We start from the raw sequence: 21513 nt of genomic DNA, 5'->3' as shown, positions 1-21513 counted from the left end.
TTCATTCGTTAAAATAATATCATTTTAGATTACGTTTTTATAATTTACAAATGATAATTTTATGATGTTATTTGTTTAACAATCATAAATAGTTTACAAAAATAAAAAATGATCTATATTATTTTTGTTCCTAACTTTTCTTTTTCTAAAACAAAAAAATGCTATATTCTCATTAAAAATAGAGAGTACAGCATTTTTTATATTATATTAAAAATTATTCGCCAATAATGCAGACCTTACATTTTCTTGGTCTGGGGCGCGAGCAGTCAAAATCAACAAAATAAGCATATCCCGTCACACCAACGCCAAGATTTCCGTTTTCTACATCAAAAACTTCACTTGAGCCAATGATCGTTGCTTTCAGATGGGCGTCACAATTAAAAAGCTGCGTCCGGTCGCCTCCCGGCAGATAGGTTTCGGCATTCGGCCAGGATTCGACCTCTCGATAATGCTCCTCACCGGGATAAAGATATTGTTCTGCTGTTTCATGCCTGGGGAAAATTTTATTAAGCCCATTGTTTAAATCGACTTGTAAAAATTCATCACCTTCTTCGGTATAATCGTGGACAAACTCCTCAAAAAAGACAGCGCAGGTAGTATGCGGCGAGGAGACAGCACAGATACCATCTTTAATACCGCTCTCTTGAATAATTTTTTTCAACTGTGGTGTGATGTCAAAATAAGTGGGTCTGCCGCCGTGAGACTCCAGTTCAATTTGTTCTTTATACATTTTCATTGCATTGTTCCCCTTTCTTTTCTTTATCCGCCTTAGCCATGGCCTCTGCCATTTCGCGGACCATCCGCGCAGGATCAGGCGCTCCTATAATGCCGGAGGTCGCACCTGTCCCGTCTGCGCCCAGCTTAATAATATTATAAACATCTTCTGGAGAATTAACTCCAGAGGCGATCATGATCAAAATTTCCGGATTCACAGCATGGATCTGTTCAGTCGTTTCCAGAACGTAGCTATCATCCGCCGTCTCTCCCGTACCGATAAGATCCGTTGGTTCAGACAGCAAAATATTCGGCTTCATTTCTGCAATCGCCCTTGATTCCACAACCGAATCCGCACAGACCACTGTAATCATTTCAAGTTCTTTTGCCCGATTCATGGTCGCATACAGTTCTGCCACTGTACAGCTGTTCTCGGCGTGGTTTAAAAATACCGCTTCTGCTCCCGCTGCTTTCAATGATTCCGGCAGCACGTGTCCCATCCCTCTTCCAGGGCGCAGTGATTCCATATGCTGAGCCGTCACAATAATATTTTTAGTGTTTTCAGCAATGTAACGAATATCCGCAAAAGGACAGGTGAAAAAAATTTCAACTCCAGTATCTTCTGCTACCCTGTCGGCGGCTTTAGCTAATTCCAGGCTTTTTTCGCCATAGAGATAGGACTTTGGATTGACGATCAAAAAAGGTGTTCTCACTTTTCTCATTGTTTATACCTCCACTGCTTTTGTCTCAAAAATACCATAATAATGCTCAAGGGTTTTCTGCATCCCCTCTTTAGAAGCCTTCTTAACATCCAGGTAATTATCTGGCTTTTGTTCATTCAGACTTTCCATAGCGCCGGCCAGAAAATCAGAAAAAATATTGATCTTGGCAATGCCACTCACTGCGCATTTGTTTAAGTTTTTATCTCCCGACGAGGAGCCGCCATGAAGAACTAATGGTGTATTCACAGCCGCCGCTATTTCTTTCAAACGGTCAAAGTTAATTTCGGGAATCCCCTTATACATACCATGGGCTGTCCCGATTGAAATCGCCAGAGAGTCGACATTTGTAGCTTTAATAAAGTTTTCAGCATCTTCTACTGTAGTATACTTTGAGTCTGTCTCGTCATGATTCTCATAGTTTTCCCCAGCCCCTACATGTCCAATTTCAGCCTCTACCACCACACCCCTTGGATGAGCATAGTCAATAATTTCTTTTGTTCTGGCAGCATTAACATCAAAGCTTTCCATCGAAGCATCAATCATAACTGAAGAAAAACCCAGATCAATGGCTCTTTTAATGAGTTCTGGCGTCGCACCATGATCCAGATGTAAAACTACTGGAACTTTTGCAGCTTCAGCATATTTTTTACCGACAAGAGCCGCGTCCTCCAGATTAATGTCATCCCCCAGATGGCTTTCTGCCAAAGCCAGAATAAGAGGAAGTCCCAGCCTTTCGGCTACCTCTACATGCCATTTCAGTGATTCCAAGTCAATAAAATTAGCTGCTGGTATTGCAAAATGCTGCTCTTGGGCTTTTTTAAACAATTCCTTTGATGTTACTAACATAATTCATCCCTCCATAGAATAAAAGCTGGCGGTATTCGCCGCTAAACAGGCAAAAGGTGAGCTCTCCTTTATTTTCTATAACATATGTTCCTTCAAGCCTTTTTTGTTCTTTCTCACCTATGATTATATGCGTTTTTTATTTTTTGTCAAATCTTAAATCTTCCTCTGTGTTTTTTTAAGAAGATATGTTTGTTTTTTACATTTGTTTCTTTTTTATTTTTTTACCACTCTAACAAAAAGCCTTAAAGCCCTTTTTTTAAAGGTTTTTCCAACCCCAACGCTTTATTTTTCAGAAGTCAAAAACCATTTTTTATTAATAAGAACATTTGAAAAACAATTTCATATTTTTGCTTTAACGCTTTTAATTATTTTAATTTTTGTTTTTTCTGTTTTATCATTTATTCTATTTAAAACATTTGTTAAATTATAACGAAAAAAATGGTTTTTCTAAGAAAGCTATGTTAAAATTCATACTAACAGATATATAGATATAGAGGAGTTTTTTAATGAAAAAAAATATTATTGAGGATGAACGCATGATGCTGCGCGTCAGCGATATGTACTATAATAAAAATATGAGCCAGCAGGACATTGCCAATAAGTTATCTATTTCTCGCCCTACCATCTCTAAGCTGTTGAGCGCCGCCAGAGAACATGGCATTGTTACCATTACGGTATCGGACACCAATGGACGTAAATACTTTCAGCTGGAGCAGTTGTTAGAAGAAAAATATGATTTAAAAGAAGTTTTCATTGTAGAAACTCTGGAGGATACAGCCGAAACTAAAGCGTTGATGGGTAAGGCCGCCGCTCAGTATCTTTCCCGGATAATACGTGATGGCGACGTCATCGGCGTCACCATGGGAACCACGGTCGCACAGATTGCGCCGCACGCCAACAATTCCTACCACTCAAATCTTACCTTTGTCCCTTTGATTGGCGGCATTGGCACTGTAGCTACCGAACTGCACAGCAACTATATTGCTGAATCCATGGCGCGTGCCTTTGGAGGCATTTACTATCCGCTTCACGCTCCTGCCATGATTTCCAGAAAAAATACAAAAATTGAGTTGATGAAAGAAAACAGTATTCAACGCGTCTTTAAAAAGGCTAAGCGTATGGATATCGCAATTTTGGGTATCGGTGCCCCTACCAGCAATTCTACTATTATAAAAACAGGTTACTTTACCCCGGAAATGTTTGAAGAAATTCGTGAACAGAAAATGTGTGGTGATATCTGTATGGTTTTTTATGACGAAAACGGCAATATTGATAAATTTGAATATAACGAAAAAATGATGTCCATTGACCTGGGCGTGCTCAAAAATACTAAATACTCCATTGGTGTCTGCGGCGGCGTTGATAAGCCTGTTGCCATTTCAGGCGCCATCAACGGCGGTTATATTAATGTGCTGATTACCGATTACGATTGTGCACAGATTTTAGACCGCATGAAAAGTGAATGATTTCTTGCAACATAAAAGGGTGACCGTCCGAAACGGACGGTCACCCTTTTATCCCTACTTCCTGTAGCGCGTATGGATATTACGGATGTCACTTTTGATCTGGGCGACCAGATCGCCGAGATTATCAAACTTGATTTCACCACGAATTCTCTCTTTAAAAGTAAGAGTGACGTAATCCCCATAAATATTCTCATCAAAATCATAAATGTAGGTCTCAATACTGTAGGGATGTTTTTCAAAAGTGGGATTAAACCCTAAATTCGTAAGGCCATCGTGTTCCTGGCCGCGCACCTTTATTTTTGTATAATAGACGCCGCTGCTGGGAAGAATGACTTTTTCTTTCATTTTCAAGTTGGCGGTGGGAATATCAAAGGTATGCCCAAGCCCCTTCCCTTTTACAATGGTTCCCTCAATGCTGTAATCCCGCCCTAAAAAGGTTGATACCTCATTTACTTTTCCGGTACCGATAAGCTCCCGGATCAGGGTACTGCTGACCGATTGTCCATCGATAATACACGGCGGAATAACGGTCACGCCAAAATTAAAGCGTTTTCCAAACTCTGTGAGCATCTGAATATCCCCTTCACCTTTAAAGCCAAAGCTATAGTTAAAGCCGACCACAATATGAGCAACATTATATTTCTGCAGCAGGTAGTCCCGTATAAAGGCTTTTGGACTGTAACACATCAGCTGGTCATTAAAAGGATTCAGAAAAACATAATCAATCCCCAGATCTTTCATAACCTGAACTTTTTCTTCATTCGTGGTAATAAGCCACGGTGAGTAGGCTGGAAAAATATGCGTCAGTGGATGTTCAGCAAAGGTCATGACTCCACTGGCGCAATTCAGTTCTTTTGCCTTTTTGATGGTGGCATTGATAAGCTCCTGATGCCCCAAGTGCACACCATCAAAAAAGCCAAGAGCCAACACAATTTTTTCATTTGGATTAATTTCGGTATTCATGGTTATTCTCCCTAAAACATTTTAATCGGCTGAACATAGGGTTTCTCGCCGGCGCAAAACCGGCCAATACCTACAAATTCTTCCTGGTCGTAAAGACGCAGGATTTCGCTGTCTTCATAACTCTCGAAATCTTCTATGGCATTCCACTGATACAAACGGTTGCCGCTCCTCAAAAAACGGCTGCCCTGTCTGTTGGCTGTTACCATTCTGAATTTTTCGAGCGCATACTCCGGCTCATGGAAAAATCCCTGGGCACGGCCAACCAGCATCAAATTCTTAAGCTGGGATAAATGCAGCGCATTCTCAATCCTAAAATCCCCAACTCTTTTACGATAAAGATCCCCCATACAAGCCACCGTCCCTAATTTTTTACCAATATCACGACAAAGGGAACGGATATATGTGCCTTTAGAGCATTCTACAATAAACCGGGCCTTATACGGTAATTCATCCGTCTCTATTGCTTCTATCCGGCTGATCTGTATGGGTCGCGGCGGTATCTCCACCTTCTCACCCGCTCTTGCGTAGTCATAAAGCTTGCGCCCGTTGATTTTCAAGGCTGAATAAATGGGCGGCACCTGCATGCTGTCACCCTTAAAGAATTCCAGCGCCTTTAAAAATTCTTCTCTGGTAAAGCTTACCGGCGCCTCTGCAGTTACTGTCCCTGTGCAGTCACAGGTATCGGTTTCCTGACCAAAAAGAATTTCCGCCTCATAAACCTTATCCAGGTCATTTAAATATTCCACCGCTTTAGTGGCTTTACCTACGCATAAAACAAGCACTCCCTGGGCGTTTGGGTCCAGGGTCCCGGTGTGCCCGATCTTTTTAGTGTGTAATATCTGCCGGGCTTTAAAAACAACATCGTGCGATGTCATTCCCTTTTCCTTATAAATATTGAGATAACCGTTTAGCTCACTCATATATCTTCTTCATGCTTCCTATAGTACTCGATCAATTCGATCAATTCTTTTTTCAGCGCTTTCAGGTCTCCTTTAAAGGTAAATCCTGCGGCGCGCATGTGGCCTCCTCCTCCGTATTTACGGGCAATCAATGAGACATCAATTTTAAACGGTGTTTTTGAACGGAGCGAGACACGGTAAATACCACACTCTACCTCTTTCACTGTTGCAGAGAGCTGAACGCCGATAATATTCATGCCAATATTGGCAACATCATCTGTTATCTGGACAGGGCCGCCGTATTTACAAATATCAGCATAACTTAAAAAGATCCATGCCAGGGTATTATCTTCATACAACTGCAACGAGTCTACGGCTTTACCATAAAGCTTCATTTGAGCATAATTTTTCTCGCTGTGAAGGCGCTTGGACAACACCGCAAAATTATCACGCTTTTCATAAAGGCGGCTTAAAATCTGATGCGTATCAGCGGTGACATTGGAAAACTGAAAGCTGCCGGTATCGGTAGAGATACCGGTAAAAACAGCCTCAACCATCTCAGGGTCCAGCTCAACGTCCAAAGCATCCAAAATACGGAAAACCAGCTCGGCAGTGGCGGCCGTTATCTCTAAAAAATTGATGTCGCCATACCCCTGATTAGTGGCGTGATGGTCAATGACCACAGTAGTCCGGGCATCCACCATCGGGACGGGTTTAAACGCATATTCCATTGTTGAACAGTCTAAGAAAGCCACAACATCATATTCATCCTGAAGCTCATCTTCAAAATAACGGCTCTCGCTAAAGAACTGAAGCTTATCCTCCAAAGGCGTTTCGATGTAATAATCGACGTTCTTCCCCAGGGCTTTCAGGCCCTTTCCAAGGGCAATAGCAGACCCGATGGCATCGCCATCGGGTTTATTATGCACGAGAATCAAAAAGCTCTGATTCTCTTTTATACAATCAAGAATCTCTGTCGGTACCTTCTTCATCCTCAGATGCTCCTTTGTTTTTTTTCAGACTTGCTAAAATACTGTCAATATGCATGCCGTACTCTACAGAATCATCCAATTTGAAAGTAAGCGCCGGAATTGAGTGGACCTTAAGCACCTTCCCAAGATTTGCCCTCAAAAAGCCTTTTGCATTATCTAAGAGGCCCAGAACTTCTTCCTTTTCCTCAGATGTTCCGAAAATACTGACATAAACAGTCGCTGTTTTGAGATCTGGCGCCGCTTTGACGTGGGTAATACTAAGTGTGTCACGGTTAAAACGGCTGTCCTTCATTTTCTGCTGAATAATCAGACTCAGCTCACGCTGAATCTGACCATTAATTTTTTCTATTCGATGTGATGCCATAATAGCACCCCCTTTATTTTACAGTTCTCTTGCCACGGCTTCCATGACAAAGGTCTCAATGACGTCACCAAGCTTGATATCATTGTATTTATCAATACCGATACCACATTCGTACCCGCTGGCAACCTCTTTGACATCATCCTTAAAACGCCTTAAGGATGAGATTTCACCTTCAAACACAACAATGCCGTCACGAATGATCCGAACCTCATCATTTCTGGATATTTTACCGTCAGTGACATAGGAACCGGCAATCATGCTGCCATTCGGTATCTTGAAGACTTCACGGACTTCGGCATTCCCGGTAACTTTTTCGACAAATTCCGGCGCCAGCATCCCTTCCATCGCTTTTTTGACATCTTCGATCGCATCATAGATAACGCGGTACAGACGGATATCGACTTCTTCCGTTTCCGCAGCTGCCAGCGCGTTTTTATCCGGACGCACATTAAAACCAATGATGATAGCATTAGAGGTAGACGCCAGCATAACATCTGTCTCGTTCACTGCACCAACTGCGCCGTGGATCACATTAATGCGCACATCATCTGTGTTCAGTTTTTCAAGTGACTGCTTAATGGCTTCAATGGAACCCTGAACATCGGCCTTGATAATAATATTGATATCCTGAATCTGCCCTTCCTGAATCTTCGTAAACAGGTCATCCAGAGACAGCCGCATCTTAGCCTGACGGGCATCCTTTTCCATTTCACGGCGTTTTTCCGCCAACTGTCGTGCTTCTTTTTCATTTTCGAGCACGATAAAGTCATCCCCTGCCACAGGGATATCCGACAAACCAGAAATTTCAACCGGAGTGGATGGACCAGCTTTCTTAATTCGCTTGCCCTTATCGTCAATCATGGTACGAACCTTACCATAGGTCATACCGGATATGATGGAATCTCCAACGTGCAGTGTACCCTGCTGTACCAAAAGACTGGCGGTCGCGCCTTTTCCTTTTTTAACCTGGGCTTCAATAACGCTTCCGCGGGCGGCACGCTTAGGGTCTGCGGTTAATTCGCCCATTTCTGAAACCAGCAGAACCATTTCGAGCAGTGTATCAATATTTTCACCTTTCTTGGCTGAAACCGGCACTGCGATAACATCGCCGCCCCACTCTTCAACTACCAGGTTATGTTCTGTTAATTCCTGTTTAACACGTTCGGGATTGGCGCCTTCTTTATCAATCTTGTTAATCGCAACAATGATTGGGACACCGGCTGCCTTGACATGGTTGATCGCTTCTACCGTCTGCGGCATGACACCATCGTCAGCCGCTACCACCAGGATGGCAATATCGGTCATCTGCGCCCCTCTGGAACGCATGGCGGTAAAGGCCTCATGGCCAGGTGTATCGATAAAAGTAATTGACTCACCATTGATGGTAACAGTGTATGCACCGATGTGCTGGGTAATCCCACCAGCTTCACCGGCTGTAACATTTGCTTTGCGGATACGGTCTAGGAGGGAGGTCTTACCGTGGTCAACGTGACCCATAACAGTAACAACCGGCGGACGTTTAACTTCGTTTCCGGTATCTTCTTCGTCATATTCTTCCAGAATTTTGGTGACGACATCCTCCATTTTAACAGCTTTAACTTCATACCCCAGCTCTGAGGCCACAATTTCTGCGGTTTCATAATCAATCTGCTGGTTAATGGTTGCCATGGTACCCGACATCATTAAAATCTTAATAATTTCGGTCGCGCCAATATCCAGAATTTCGGCCAGCTCTCCAACGGTTACCAATTCAGGAATCTCAAAAACCTGATTTTTCAGCTTTTCGGTCTTCTTTTCATCCTTCATCTTTTTGTAAACGCTGCGGGCTGTTTTCCCTTTTTTGCTGTGGTCTCTGACCTTAGCAGGCTGGTTATTGTTATTATTATTTCTTTTCTGGTTTTTATTTTTGCGGTCTGGCTTGCTGTTATTAGGCACAGTCTGGCCTTTGGCGTTATTGGGACGGTTGTTATTATTGCTGCCGCTGTTCCCCTGTCCTCCGGTATTTCTCTTTTGCGGACTCTGGCCGTTGTTCCCATTTTTCTGGCCATCTGCCGGGCGGCGGTTCTGGGATGCGCTGCTGTCCCTTTGCTGCGGTTTTCTTTCCTGCTGCTGAGGCTTCGACTGCTGTGGTTTGCGCTCCTGCTGCTGAGGCTTCGGCTGTGCTTTAGACTGTGGCTTGCTTTCCTGTTTGGGCTGCTGAGGCTTCTGGGCCTTTGTCTCCTGTTTTGGCGCCGCTGCTTTAGGTGCTGCTTTTGGCTGCACTTTGGTATCTTCACCCTTTTTGTATTCTTTTCTGAAATCAGTTACCTGTTGTTCTGTTAACACACTCATGTGATTTTTCACGGGAATATTATGTTTGTTTAAGATATCGACAAATTCCTTACTTGGAACGTCATACTCACTTGCTAATTGATAAACTCTTAACTTTGACATATAATTCCTCCCTTCAATTGTTTTTATTTGTTCATAGATCTCTCCATAGCTGTATTTTTCATCTGCCGTTATGGCCTATGACAGCTGTTCTTTTATTTTTTGACGCACTTCTTCGACGGTCTCTTTGTCGATTGGCCGTTTAAAAGCTTTTTCAAGAATATTTTTACTCAGAAAAGCGTCCAGACATTTGGGATCGTCACAGATGTAGGCTCCCCGTCCATTGGCTTTTCCCGTTGGATCATAGAATATTTCATTGTCTTTATTGCAGACAATACGCAGTAGATTTTTCTTTTCAATTTTCGAATGACAAACCACGCAGGTTCTTACGGGCATTTTTTTCATTGCTTCCTCCTGCACACATTATAATATTATATCACAGAGATACCGGATAAATCTTTACTTATTCAAAAAAGTCATCCAGATCCTCTAATTCGTCCGTCATTACCAGGTCGTCCAGTACATTATCGAGGCTTTCGGCATTATCTTCATCAATCTGAATGTCCAGTACCTCATCCAGCTCATTTTTCAGCTCATCCAGAATATCCTCTTCTTCTCCCGCATTTGTATAGTCCGCATCGAAGTCTGGATTTTCTGCCAGCATACGTTCATAGTCGCTTTTGCTCTTGATATCAATTTTCCAGGATGCCAGTTTGGCTGCCAGACGGACGTTCTGTCCCTCTTTACCAATGGCCAGGGATAATTGAAAATCATCGACCACCGCAATGGCGGTCTTTTCGGTTTTATTGGGCAGAATGCGGTAAATCTTTGCAGGACTCAGGGCATTAGAAAGGTATTCTCGCACATCATCGCTGTATTTGATGATGTCAATCTTTTCACCGTTGAGCTCGTTAATAATATTCTGAACCCGTATTCCCTTTTGGCCAACACAAGCCCCAACTGGATCAACGGACGAATCATTGGCCTTAACGGCAATCTTGGTTCTTGACCCTGCTTCTCTGGAAATGGACACAATATCCACAATGCCATCATAAATTTCCGGCACCTCGGTCTCAAAGAGCCGCTTCACCAGACCCGGATGGGTTCTGGACAATCTGAGCTGCGGCCCCTTGGTGGTCTTGCGCACCATGAGCAAATAAACCTTTAAACGCTGTCCAGGGTAGTATTTTTCTCCGGGAACCTGTTCCATTGGCGGCATGCAGCCCTCGCTGTTTCCAATATCCACGAACACATTGCCGCGTTCAATACGGTTGATAATTCCCGTCATTACTTCCTCCTGGCGTTCCAGGTATTCGTTATAGACCATGTTGCGTTCAGCTTCCTTGATTCGCTGGACAATAAGCTGTTTTGCATTCTGAGCTGCTATACGTCCAAAATCTCTTGGGGTAATGACTTTACGGTAGACATCTCCAACTTCATAGGTCGGATCAATTTCACGCGCTTCTTCAAGAGATATCTGTGTTTCCAGATTTTCGACATCCTCGACAATATCGCGTGTTGCATAGACGGTAATCTCTCCCGTATCACGGTCGAGCTTTACGTCCACATCCTGGACATTGCCATAGTTTTTTTTGTAGGCGGATTCAATGGACACCTCAATAGCGTCAATCAGTTCCTCCTTATCAATGTTCTTTTCTGCTTCTAAAGCATCAAGAGCTCTCATAAATTCTGCATTCATAACGATTCGCCTTCCTAAAATTCAATTTCCGGAGCAACCTTGGAAACAGCAGACATTTCCAGCTCCATCATTTCTTCAGAGTCAAGCTGTAGGGTCAGCGTTACACCTTTGTATCCTTTAAGGATACCGCTTAACTGTTTGCTGCCATTTACCGGTGCGTAGAAACTGACCACAATGCGTTTATCCATATTGCGGGCAAAATCTTTTTCCTTTTTTAAAGGACGGTCAATTCCCGGAGACGAAACCTCTAACAGATAGCTCTGCTCAATGGGGTCTTTTTCATCCATCAGGTCACTGAGCTTACGGCTGACCACTTCGCAGTCATCCAGCCCAATACCGTTCGGTCCATCAATATAGGTCGTTAACACCCAGTCCTTTCCGGCTTTTTCAAAGGTAACATCAACACACTCATAGCCCTCAGCTTCTACCACAGGTGCTATAAGCTCCTCCAGCATTGACTCCTTGGATTGTTTCTTCATATATTCTCCTAGATTTTAATAAGCTTCAGAAAATACACAAGAGTGGGTTTCCCCACTCTTGTGAAAGGCTTATTTAGTTTCACAAACAAAACCGAGATGGTTTCAGTTGACAATCAAATCATTTCTGGCTACACTGCCATGATTTCCGCTTCTTTTTCCTTCAGCACACCCTCGATGTTTTTCACTTCATCATCGGTCAGCTTCTGAATTTCTTTTTCGCCCTGGTGCAGTTCATCCTCACTGATCAGACCTTCCTTTTCAGCGTCTTTCAGATCCTGTACAGCTTTACGGCGTATGTTACGCATGGCAACTTTACATTCTTCACCGTACTTCTTGGTTAACTTAACCAGCTCTTTACGGCGTTCTTCCGTCAGCTCCGGCACGATCAGACGAATGATTTTGCCATCGTTAGATGGATTGAAGCCCAGATCGGCGGTCAAAATAGCCTTTTCGATCGCAGAGATCGAGGTGCTGTCATAAGGCTGAATGGTAATCATACGCGCTTCAGGCACTGCCACACTTGCCAGCTGGTTGATGGCTGTCGCCGCACCGTAGTAATCAACCGTAACCTTATCCAGAATATGGGGGTTCGCACGGCCTGCTCTCAGACCTCCCAAGCTCTCATTTAGGTTATTCAGGGCTTTCTGCATTTTGTCATTGGCTCTGTCTTTAATTTCGTTTAACATTATTCTGCCTCCTCGATAATTGTTCCGATGGTTTCGCCGCGAACGGCTTTCAAAATATTTTCCGGCTGATCCAAACCGAAAACAAGGATTGGTATTTTATTATCCATACACAGGGTGATAGCTGTGGAATCCATAACCTTTAATCCCTGGTTAATAACGTCAATGTAGGTCAGGCGATCATATTTTTTAGCGTCTGGATTCACCTCTGGATCAGAGTCGTAGACCGCGTCCACACTCTTGGCCAAAAGGATCATCTCTGCATCTACCTCTGCTGCACGCAACGCCGCTGTGGTATCCGTCGTAAAGAACGGATTGCCTGTGCCTGCCGCAAAGATAACTACGCGTTTCTTTTCCAGATGTCTGACGGCTTTACGGCGTATATAAGGTTCAGCCACTTCCTTCATTTCAATGGCAGTCTGTACTCTTACCGGTACGCCCATCTGTTCCAAAACATCCTGAAGCGCCAGCGCGTTAATAACAGTGGAAAGCATCCCCATATAATCTGCGGTAGATTTATCCATTCCCTCGCCAAAACGGCCTCTCCAGAAATTGCCTCCGCCTACAACAATCGCGATCTCAACATCCTGTTCAAAAACTTCTTTGACAGATTCACAGATGCGCTGTACCGTCGGTGGATCAATGCCAAAGCCAACCTTACCAGACAGGGCTTCGCCGCTCAGCTTGATAATAATTCTTTTGTATTTCGTCTCCATATAATCCCCCTTCTATTCTTAGTTTGATTATACCTCAGAACCTCCTGTTTTTCAAGAGAAGCTCAGGAATAACCCAAACTGTAAAAAAAGAACACTCGCGTGCTCTTTATCACAAATCTATTCAGGTACCGTTTGTGTCGGCCTACCTTTATGCCAAAGAGCCGACACAATCATGAACTGTCTAATATACAGTCATAATGAACATATCTATTATAGCTTAAAACAGCTGCCTGCGTCAAGCTTCTTTCACAAAAAATTAACGAAAGCAGCTCAAGTCATTATCACTGATCTTCTTTTTGAAGTGTGCTGTGTACATTCAGAGAAAGCCGTCCATCAACAGTCATCTTTCTTCTGTCATAATTTCTCACACACTTTGTCAAAAGACGTTCTATACCAAAGGCAATCACCAACACAGCACCGAGCAGGAGAATGGCTCCAGTATTCAAAGCCATTTCCAGCCCCAACTGATGGCTGAACAAAAAAACTGCGCCAAAATACCCTGCTGCCATCGTGATCATTACAAACAACCGAAGCTTTGTAAATGGAATATTATTTTTCACCACAGCCTGCATACTAATAAGGCCCGTTATAAAATAGAGTATTGTTGTTTTCTCAATCATCCCGATTTCGAACAGACCTATACCTGATATAAAATTAATCAGTAGAAATGCCATAATGATGGCCGCAGCATTTGGCAAGGCGCTTCGCAATGCTGCCGGCAGAAATTTTTTCCTGATTCTCCGTCCATCTGCTTCAAAAGCTGTTGCAAACGAAGGGTAAGCCTCTATAGCAGCGTCGATCAATGTAATCTGAATCGGAAGGAAAGGAAAGGGAATATTAGCCAGTACACAGATGAGCGTCATGACCACCGAATAAATCGTTTTGATAAAAAAGACACCTGCTGCGCGGGTAACATTATTTACCACACGCCGCCCTTCCAATAAAAGCCCTGGCAGCGCTGAAAAATCAGATTTCAGCAGAACCACCTGCGCGGCTTGTCTGGCTGCATCACTTCCATTTCCCATGGCAATAGAGCAGTCAGCCTCCTTCAATGCCAGAAGGTCATTGACACCATCTCCCGTCATTGCCACAGAATGCCCCTCTGCCTTTAATGCCTGAACCAACTTCTTTTTCTGCTGCGGTGTTGTTCTTCCAAACACCGTATACTTTTCTGCGATTTTTCTAAAATCCGCATCTTCACTTACAGTCATCATGTCAATCGCTTCGTCATAGTTCTTTAGCCGGGCATCCTTCGCAACCATAGATACCGTCACCGGATTATCACCGGATATTACTTTAACCGTGACGCCCTGTTTTCTAAAATAGCTTAAAATTTTGGGTGCACTCTGGCGTATGCAGTCCCGGATGACAATCCCAGCTATGGGAGTCAGCTTCGTTTCGGATAAATTTGTCTGGCTTTTAATTACATCCTCTGTGACGCTGGCGACAAGCACTCTTCTCCCTCTTTTTATCTCCGACTTCAGCGCATCCGGCATTTCTCCCTGCAACACTTTTTCCGGTGCTCCAATAACAAATGTGACCCCTTCTTTAAAGGTCATTGCAGCCCACTTTCTTTCGGAGGAAAACGCAACTCTTGAGTACACAGTAAAGGCGCTGTTCTCTTTAAAGTACTCCTTTAGGGCCTGAAAAGTCGCGTTGTTATCATTACTGTATTTCAAGAAAGAGCCCATCAACGGCTCAAGTTTCACTTCCCTGGCAAGTACGTTTTCAAAAATCTGTACACTTTCCACTTCCATCCTCCCCTCCGTTAACGTACCGGTTTTATCAAGGCACAGTACGTCTACGTGAGACAAAGCTTCCAAAGAAAACATATCCTGAATCAAGATTTGATCTTTTGCCAGCTTAATGACACCGCCAGCCAGCGATACACTGATCAGCAGCACTAACCCCTTTGGAAGCATCCCCAACAGGCCGGCCGCGGTGGACACTACCGAAGTAAAAAGCGGATCGCTCCGCAAAATAAAAGCTTCCAAAAACAAGATAATCCCCAAGGGAATAATAAACAGGCTGGTAATGCGGGTTACCTTACGCATGGACTGCATCAGCTCAGAGCTTTGTTCCTTTGCCTGTTTTGCCTCCTGCGCAATTTTAGCCGCGTAATTATCATTCCCAACATGAATGACTTTCGCCAGACACCGTCCGCTGACCACACTGCTGCCAGACATCAGCTTATCGCCAATTCCCTTTCCAATTGCGTCCGCCTCACCTGTCAGGAGTGCCTCGTTTACCTCCATATCACCAGAAAGAACCTCTCCATCACAGCAAATCTGCTGTCCTGCGGTCAATGCCATTATATCATCCTGAACAACCTCTTCCGTCGCGATCGTTTTTTCTTCTCCATCACGCAGCACTGTGACAGAAGGAGCTGAAAGCAGCGATAGCTTTTCGACTGTTTTCTTAGCTTTAAACTCCTGTGCAATACCAATTGCCATATTTAAGATGATGATTCCAATAAACAGCATATTGCTGTAAGCACCAACACAGAAAAGTGCAATGGCAATCAATAAATTCATAAGATTAAACATGGTAAAAACATTTTGTCTGATGATCTCATTCGTTGTTTTAGTCATGGCACTTTGGGTCAGATTCTGCTTACCCTCCTGCACGCGCTGGATTACTTCTTTTTCAGAAAGTCCTTTTACACGATTTTTCTCAATCATTGACAGCCTCCATTATTTTGCTGTCCTCATTGTAACGAAACTTTCTAACCTGCTGATAAAGAAATTATTAAAAATTTATTAACACTTTGTATCTTCAAACACATCCAAATATTGAAGGCTGCCTTCTTAACCTAATTTTCGAGACAGCCTTCTTAGTTTATAATTTTTACTTAAACAGACCAAAAACAAACAAAAACATATTTTTTTCATCTTCCTTTAATATCTCAGCCGCTTCAACACCTTGAAGAACTGGAAATTTTTCTAAATATGCTTCCCAATCAAATTCATATGTTTTATTATCCATATTAATCTCCTTTATCAGATTCTACCGTTAACTGCCCCAAAAATTTGTATGCATAATAAATTTAATATTGTCCATACTCACGAACCGTTTCTAAAACTGCTTTAAGATTTTCTGCAATTTGGCCTTTAAGGGAGAAAATAATTTTATCTGTACTGAAAATATACCCACCACCAGGGGCCATAATATCTAAAAGTCGTTTTGCTTCATCGATACATTCCTGTTTTGATTTTGTCTGAAGATAACTGATGGGGTAAAGCCCTGAAACAATATGGTTCTTTCCAACTATTTTTTTGATTTTTGAAGGATCTCCGTATTCAAAGCACATATAAACTCTGCCCTCTAACTCTGCAAGATAATCAAGCTTATCGGACCAGTCATGTTCGCAAAAAATCCACGCCCCCATATTATTTTCAAAAATATATTTCATAAGTTTTTGGAAGGTTGGCCACCAAAAACGTTCAAACTGCTTTTTGTTTAAAAAAGGCGCCATATGAAGCGGAATGAAACATCGGGCATACTGATTCTGCACAGGCCCAATAGCCGCTTTGCATGTAAGCGGCAGCAGCGCTTCACACGCTTCTTCTACCTTCTGTGGAAAGCGGCGAATATCTTTATTTATATTTGTAAATGAACGTATTAAATCTGCAAGATAATCAAACGGAGCCTCTGTTCCGGCACCGGGTGGTAATACAGCATAACCATATTTATCCGTCATGCAGTCAGCTATTTCTGTCATATATTGCATACTGTCATGATATGCTTTATAGGCTTTCGCAAAATTTAACGCACTAAAAATTGTGTCGTTTTGAATTGAAGGATATAATCTTGGAAGCAGTACCTCTGTCATAAAGTTATAGGGATCTTTTATAAACTCATCATATTCATCAACTTCTAGACATGAAATTTCCGGATGCTGCATATATCCGGAGTCACTCATCACAAAAGATTTTGCCTGTAAAATCTGATAAAAACGGGGAGTTCGGTTGCTGCGTGTGAGTGGCAGCTTATCATTTTGAAATTCCTGAGCCATTTTTTCATAAAATATTGGCCATTGTTTCATATCCCATTGGGCCGTTTTTAAATCAAGTTCTGCATATTCAATGGCGGCATCCCATGAAAAATCAATATCAATCGGCACACGTTTAGGTACTTTTCCATCAAAAACATTTTTAAATAATTGAGTTCTTTCTTCCTGAATTGTTTTATTACTTAACATACCAATCTCCCTTAACTTTTAAAAATCTCTTAAATCTGATTCTATTAATCATTTTTGTCAATAAAAAATATTTTTATGGTTGAAATCACCATTAAAATAAACACTCCAAAAACAATAATACCGCCAACCGAGCCCATATATTTAATTGCTAACAGCCCTTCCTGTTCTTTTGTAAATAATATCATCGTACACGCAATAATTGAGCAAAGCAGACCCCAGGTTAGCTTAACCCAAATTGGTGCTTCATTTTCCAGCCCTTCATCTTTTATGCACAAAGAGGAAACCGCAATAATATTACTGTCTGCCGATGTCGCAAATGATAAAATCAGCAGACCAAACATCAATGGAATCATCACCTTCGTAAATGGAAGATTGTTAAAGAAAGCACTCAGCGCACTAAGAGGACCAACCTGTTGAATAATAGGTACAAAATCGACGACACCTTCCATCTGCCAGTTGATTGCTGTCCCTCCCCACACACCAAACCATATAATCGCAAATAGTGATGGCATAAAAAAATTCACGATCATAAATTCACGAATTGTTCTGCCATAAGAAATATTTGCCAGAAAGATTCCTGTTACCGGTGCATAAACAATCCAAAAGTTCCATGTCATAATCGTCCACCATTTAACAAGGGTTTCTCCTCCAAGAATTCCTGTATCAAATGTCCACAAAGGCAAATTTTGCAGCCAATACCCAAAGGCTGTTGTTGTATGATTTAGAATAAATAATGTTGGCCCGCAGATAAACAATATAAAAAGCAGCAAGTAGAAAATATATGTGTTTATGTTCGCAAATACACGAACTCCTTTCTTTATTCCTCTTATCGATGAAAAAATAAAAACAAAAGCAAATAACATTGTAATAATAATTAAAATTGTTTGGGTTGTCTCGATTCCATATATTAGCTTCAATCCAGAGGCGATCAGTACAATACCACCGCCCAAGCTGCCAGAAAGTCCTAAAACCAGCGCAATAACTGCCAGAACATCAACAACAGTCGCCAGCTTTCCGGCTTTTTTATCACCCAACAGAGGGATTAAACAGCTTGAAATACTAAGGGGTTTTTTCATGTTATAGCACATATAGGCAATACAAAGCGCACTGACCGCTGCGATAGAATAGGGGAAAAACGACCATTCATGTATAATTCGTCCTAAAGCAAAGACAGCGGCTTCTTCACTTCCGGCTGCAACTCCAAAGCCATCGAGCTCACCAAAGATGTTTTTGAAATAAATCATTGGCAATGACACACCATAGGTTATCGTTCCAACTGCAATCCCCCCAGTTAATGACATCGCAAACCAAGATTTAAAGCTGTAATGCGCTTGAGCATTTTCTCCCCCAATACGAATCCGGCCTTTTTTTGAAAAGCTCAAAATAATGCAAAGAACAAAGGTAATTGCTGTAATAATCTGATATAACCAGCCGAGTTTGTCCAAAGAAATGTTAAACAAATTTTCTAAGTTACCGGACAGCAAATCTCCTCTTATACACCCAAGAATCGCAGCACCTCCAACGACTGCTAACGCAGGAATAAAAACTCTTTTTTTGATCTTTTTCATAACATACCTTCTTTATAAATTTTGGGGAGAAAATTTCAAGTATCACTATGTTTTACAATTGAACCTGTACTTCGCCTTCATCCTGTACATCTGTATCACTTTTTGCCCGAATCTTTTTAATGTCTTTAGCCACAAAAAGTCCTGCAAAAAAAGCGATGATCAGGCAAATACAGGTTAATAAGAAGATATTAAAATATCCTCCTGCCCCATACTGGTCAATCCAGCCACCACAAAGCGAATAATAAAACGCATCTGTAATATAAGTAATAATTGACACAACCCCCATAGCTGTTCCCGTTAAGCGAACCGGTAGTTCAATTTCTGAAACGGGAATAAACATGATTCCCCAAACACCGACTACCCAAAAAGAAGCAAGTAAAAATACAACAATGGTTAATGTGAGTAATTCTGGAACGGTCGGAAAAACTATATAACAGATAAAGCAAATAGCACTGATAAAACAAGCAATCGAAATCACTTTGGTTATTGAAACTTTATCACGATTACGGTTGCCTAAAAAAGTACAAACCGGAGCCGCGATAATTCCAATATTTTTATAAATAACTCCCAATGTCGTCGATTGTGCCGCATCTAATCCAAAGAATTCAACCATATAGGGCTGCATATAAATTAATGAAGTCGATGCCAGATAAATGCTAAAACAAATCACACCAATCAACCATACATTTCTAATTTTCAAAACATTTTTTACATCGGAAAATGTAACAGGATTTTCTTTAGCTGTATCCTTTATTTCTGGTTTAAAAAAGAACAAAATCAACAATGCTCCGAGTAAATTTAATGCTGAAAAAGAAATTAAAACAATTTGCATGCTTAATCTAACCGAGGAGATACTTGCAATCAGCCAAATGCCCATCGCACTAATTGGTATCGTTGAAACATTTCGCACAATTTGCCGGAACGTAACAAGCTTTCCCTGCTCTTCGTTTGTTCCAAGAAGACGTGTCATTTTCTGATTTGCATTAAAAACAAAACCACATGCAAATACCGCATTCAAAAGATACAGCGCTATCATAATGCTGAAACTCGGAAGCACCGCAATTCCAAAACCGGTTAAGGATGTCCCCATCCAGCCGATAACCAGTAAAGTTTTTGTGTTTACCCTGTCTGCAAGCCAACCCCCGGGAATATACATGATCAGTTGCATGATACCATACAATGACAGCAATAATCCAATTTGTGTGTTTGAATAGCCTGTAGAATCCTGAAACGCTACATAAAAACTTGAACAAGCATAGGTCACCATAAACATCATCTGCCAACCAAGCCCGGCCCCGGCAACGGCAATATACCTTTGTACTTTTTTCATATTCGCACCCAATTCTTCTGATATATATTTAGGTTCTTTTAAGGTGAATCTATAAGACCTTTCGTTTTATTACTCAAGCCGATTGGATTATCCAAACAGCATCCAGACGAACTCAAGAATTATGTCTTCATATTGCTGACGCTGTTTGTTTTGCTCTTTCTCAAATTCAGTTATATCGTCATCCTCTACTAAATAATTCGTATAAAATTCCGAAGAAAATTCCATAATAATCTCCTTAATAATTTGTGTTTTCAATAATATAATTACAAATCGCCCTGAAATTTTTGATATTCAAATCTCCCAGAGCCATTGGCGATTTGTCAAAACCAAAAATGTACTTGCCGTCAGGCGCCATAACATCAATGAATCTTTTCAACTCGTTAATGCATTGTTCTTCCCGTAAGCTACGTGCTGTATTCAATGGAAAGAGCCCCCTGAGAACATACTTTTCTCCTAAATTCTTTTTGAGAAATTCTGGATTTCCATATTCAAATGTAAGCTCCGTCAATGGAGGCAGTTCCTTCCAAAAATCCAGAAAACGAGTACAGTCTCCTTCTAAAAAAAGTGAAATTGTATAGCCTTTTTTTGTTATCCCATCCATTACCTGTTTTAAGGAGGGCCAATACAATTTTTCAAACTGCTTCTCACTCATAAACGGTGGCATATGTATCGGAAACATAACTTTTGTTTTATCTGGAAACCCGTCTGCAGTTGCAATTTTAATGCACAACGGGACCAATGCCGATGCTGCTTCTGCAATTTTCTCAGGGCATCGCCGCATATCTAATGAAATCCCAGAAAAGGAACGCAGTAAGTCCGCTAAAACATCGAAGGGCGCAACACACTCATGTACAGGTATGTTAATAAATTCATGTTCATCAATAACCTTATCGATTTCAGAAAATATCTTTAAATAAGTATCATGATAAACATTCAGCGCTTTAGCAAAAACAAAGGATCTTCTTTCTGAAGCTGTATCCAATGCAGTATATAAACGCGGCAGACACTTTTGTACCATCACTTTATAAGGATCCTTTATAAAATCATCATATTCTTCCGCATACAAACTCTGCATTTCAGGATGCTGGATATTTCCATTACTTCCCATGATAAATGCCTTAGCACCTAAAAAATCATATAAAGCAGGCAGTCTCCATGAATAAACAACTGGGCAAAAATCACTTGGAAGCATAGAAGAGAATTGCTTGAACGTAGGATAGATATATTCTGGATTCCATTGAGCCAGTTTAAGATCATACCCACAATACTGCATTGCTGCTTCCATACCGATTTTTAAATGAATTGGTACTCTCTTAGGTTTCTTTCCTTCGTAAATATCCATAACCATTTTATTTCTTTCCATTTGAAGCTCTTTTATCTTAAAAACCCCCTTGTAAATAAAAGTCATTGACTTTTAATCGCTAAATATTTTATACTAAATAATATATCTTATAGTTATTCAAAATCTTTCGCGCATACTTGCACAAAATCAAAATCCGGA

The 21513-nt window shown here is 41.5% G+C and carries 21 protein-coding genes; 1 reads left to right on the top strand and 20 read right to left on the bottom strand.

Annotated elements, in window-relative coordinates:
• Positions 1–214 precede the first annotated feature (214 nt).
• Genes BUC22_RS17155 through BUC22_RS17145 form a run of 3 tightly spaced genes read right to left on the bottom strand, consistent with a single transcriptional unit; the run spans position 215 to position 2282 of the window.
• The gene (locus BUC22_RS17155) at positions 215–736 is read right to left on the bottom strand and encodes a YjbQ family protein (RefSeq protein WP_013380771.1); all 522 of its coding nucleotides are present in this window, start codon (positions 734–736) and stop codon (positions 215–217) included.
• A complete protein-coding gene (locus BUC22_RS17150) occupies positions 723–1436 on the bottom strand; it encodes a triose-phosphate isomerase (RefSeq protein WP_013380772.1) in 714 nt (237 codons plus the stop codon). The genes BUC22_RS17155 and BUC22_RS17150 overlap by 14 nt, the downstream gene beginning before the upstream one ends.
• A gap of 3 nt (positions 1437–1439) precedes the next feature.
• Positions 1440–2282, bottom strand: coding sequence for a class II fructose-bisphosphate aldolase (locus BUC22_RS17145; protein ID WP_013380773.1), 843 nt, complete (start codon positions 2280–2282; stop codon positions 1440–1442).
• A gap of 506 nt (positions 2283–2788) precedes the next feature.
• Here BUC22_RS17145 and BUC22_RS17135 point away from each other — a divergent pair.
• Positions 2789–3748, top strand: coding sequence for a sugar-binding transcriptional regulator (locus BUC22_RS17135; protein WP_013380775.1), 960 nt, complete (start codon positions 2789–2791; stop codon positions 3746–3748).
• A gap of 54 nt (positions 3749–3802) precedes the next feature.
• Here the strand turns inward: BUC22_RS17135 and BUC22_RS17130 are convergent, their stop codons facing one another.
• The 17 genes from BUC22_RS17130 to BUC22_RS17060 form a co-directional block, all read right to left on the bottom strand.
• Complete coding sequence (locus tag BUC22_RS17130; RefSeq protein ID WP_013380776.1) at positions 3803–4711, bottom strand: bifunctional riboflavin kinase/FAD synthetase; 909 nt, start codon at positions 4709–4711, stop codon at positions 3803–3805.
• Positions 4712–4722: 11 nt separating this feature from the next.
• Positions 4723–5631: a tRNA pseudouridine(55) synthase TruB gene (gene truB / locus BUC22_RS17125; RefSeq protein WP_073383282.1), complete on the bottom strand. Its 909-nt coding sequence runs from the start codon at positions 5629–5631 to the stop codon at positions 4723–4725.
• Positions 5628–6602 carry a DHH family phosphoesterase gene (locus BUC22_RS17120; RefSeq protein ID WP_013380778.1) on the bottom strand — a complete coding sequence of 325 codons (975 nt, stop codon included), beginning with the start codon at positions 6600–6602 and terminating at the stop codon, positions 5628–5630. The genes truB and BUC22_RS17120 overlap by 4 nt, the downstream gene beginning before the upstream one ends.
• Positions 6574–6966 (bottom strand): 30S ribosome-binding factor RbfA, encoded by a 393-nt coding sequence (rbfA, locus tag BUC22_RS17115; RefSeq protein WP_013380779.1) that lies wholly within the window; start codon positions 6964–6966, stop codon positions 6574–6576. Before rbfA ends, BUC22_RS17120 begins: the two co-directional genes overlap by 29 nt.
• An 18-nt stretch (positions 6967–6984) precedes the next feature.
• Entirely contained in the window at positions 6985–9399 is a 2415-nt protein-coding gene (gene infB / locus BUC22_RS17110) for a translation initiation factor IF-2 (RefSeq protein ID WP_013380780.1), read from the bottom strand.
• Between the two features lie 75 nt (positions 9400–9474).
• The gene (rnpM, locus tag BUC22_RS17105; protein WP_013380781.1) at positions 9475–9741 is read right to left on the bottom strand and encodes an RNase P modulator RnpM; all 267 of its coding nucleotides are present in this window, start codon (positions 9739–9741) and stop codon (positions 9475–9477) included.
• A 58-nt stretch (positions 9742–9799) separates the two neighbouring features.
• On the bottom strand, positions 9800–11035 hold the full coding sequence (gene nusA / locus BUC22_RS17100; RefSeq protein ID WP_013380782.1) for a transcription termination factor NusA: 1236 nt from the start codon (positions 11033–11035) through the stop codon (positions 9800–9802).
• Positions 11036–11049: 14 nt separating this feature from the next.
• On the bottom strand, positions 11050–11514 hold the full coding sequence (locus BUC22_RS17095; protein ID WP_013380783.1) for a ribosome maturation factor RimP: 465 nt from the start codon (positions 11512–11514) through the stop codon (positions 11050–11052).
• A gap of 128 nt (positions 11515–11642) precedes the next feature.
• Positions 11643–12200: a ribosome recycling factor gene (frr, locus tag BUC22_RS17090; protein WP_013380784.1), complete on the bottom strand. Its 558-nt coding sequence runs from the start codon at positions 12198–12200 to the stop codon at positions 11643–11645.
• Complete coding sequence (gene pyrH / locus BUC22_RS17085; protein ID WP_013380785.1) at positions 12200–12913, bottom strand: UMP kinase; 714 nt, start codon at positions 12911–12913, stop codon at positions 12200–12202. Before pyrH ends, frr begins: the two co-directional genes overlap by 1 nt.
• Positions 12914–13194: 281 nt before the next feature.
• Positions 13195–15594 (bottom strand): cation-translocating P-type ATPase, encoded by a 2400-nt coding sequence (locus tag BUC22_RS17080; protein ID WP_013380786.1) that lies wholly within the window; start codon positions 15592–15594, stop codon positions 13195–13197.
• Positions 15595–15760: 166 nt separating this feature from the next.
• On the bottom strand, positions 15761–15898 hold the full coding sequence (locus BUC22_RS21950) for a hypothetical protein (protein ID WP_159435641.1): 138 nt from the start codon (positions 15896–15898) through the stop codon (positions 15761–15763).
• Positions 15899–15959: 61 nt separating this feature from the next.
• Positions 15960–17114 (bottom strand): uroporphyrinogen decarboxylase family protein, encoded by a 1155-nt coding sequence (locus tag BUC22_RS17075; protein WP_013380788.1) that lies wholly within the window; start codon positions 17112–17114, stop codon positions 15960–15962.
• A 44-nt stretch (positions 17115–17158) separates the two neighbouring features.
• The gene (locus BUC22_RS17070) at positions 17159–18682 is read right to left on the bottom strand and encodes a BCCT family transporter (protein ID WP_013380789.1); all 1524 of its coding nucleotides are present in this window, start codon (positions 18680–18682) and stop codon (positions 17159–17161) included.
• A 52-nt stretch (positions 18683–18734) separates the two neighbouring features.
• Positions 18735–20012, bottom strand: a complete 1278-nt coding sequence (locus BUC22_RS17065; protein ID WP_013380790.1) for an MFS transporter — start codon at positions 20010–20012, stop codon at positions 18735–18737.
• An 87-nt stretch (positions 20013–20099) separates the two neighbouring features.
• On the bottom strand, positions 20100–20237 hold the full coding sequence (locus BUC22_RS21945) for a hypothetical protein (protein WP_013380791.1): 138 nt from the start codon (positions 20235–20237) through the stop codon (positions 20100–20102).
• Between the two features lie 10 nt (positions 20238–20247).
• Positions 20248–21375, bottom strand: a complete 1128-nt coding sequence (locus BUC22_RS17060) for a uroporphyrinogen decarboxylase family protein (RefSeq protein WP_041689878.1) — start codon at positions 21373–21375, stop codon at positions 20248–20250.
• Positions 21376–21513: the final 138 nt, after the last annotated feature.

This window comes from Eubacterium callanderi (assembly GCF_900142645.1).
Taxonomy (GTDB): Bacteria; Bacillota; Clostridia; order Eubacteriales; family Eubacteriaceae; genus Eubacterium; species Eubacterium callanderi.
This window is presented reverse-complemented; position numbering and strand designations above follow the sequence as displayed.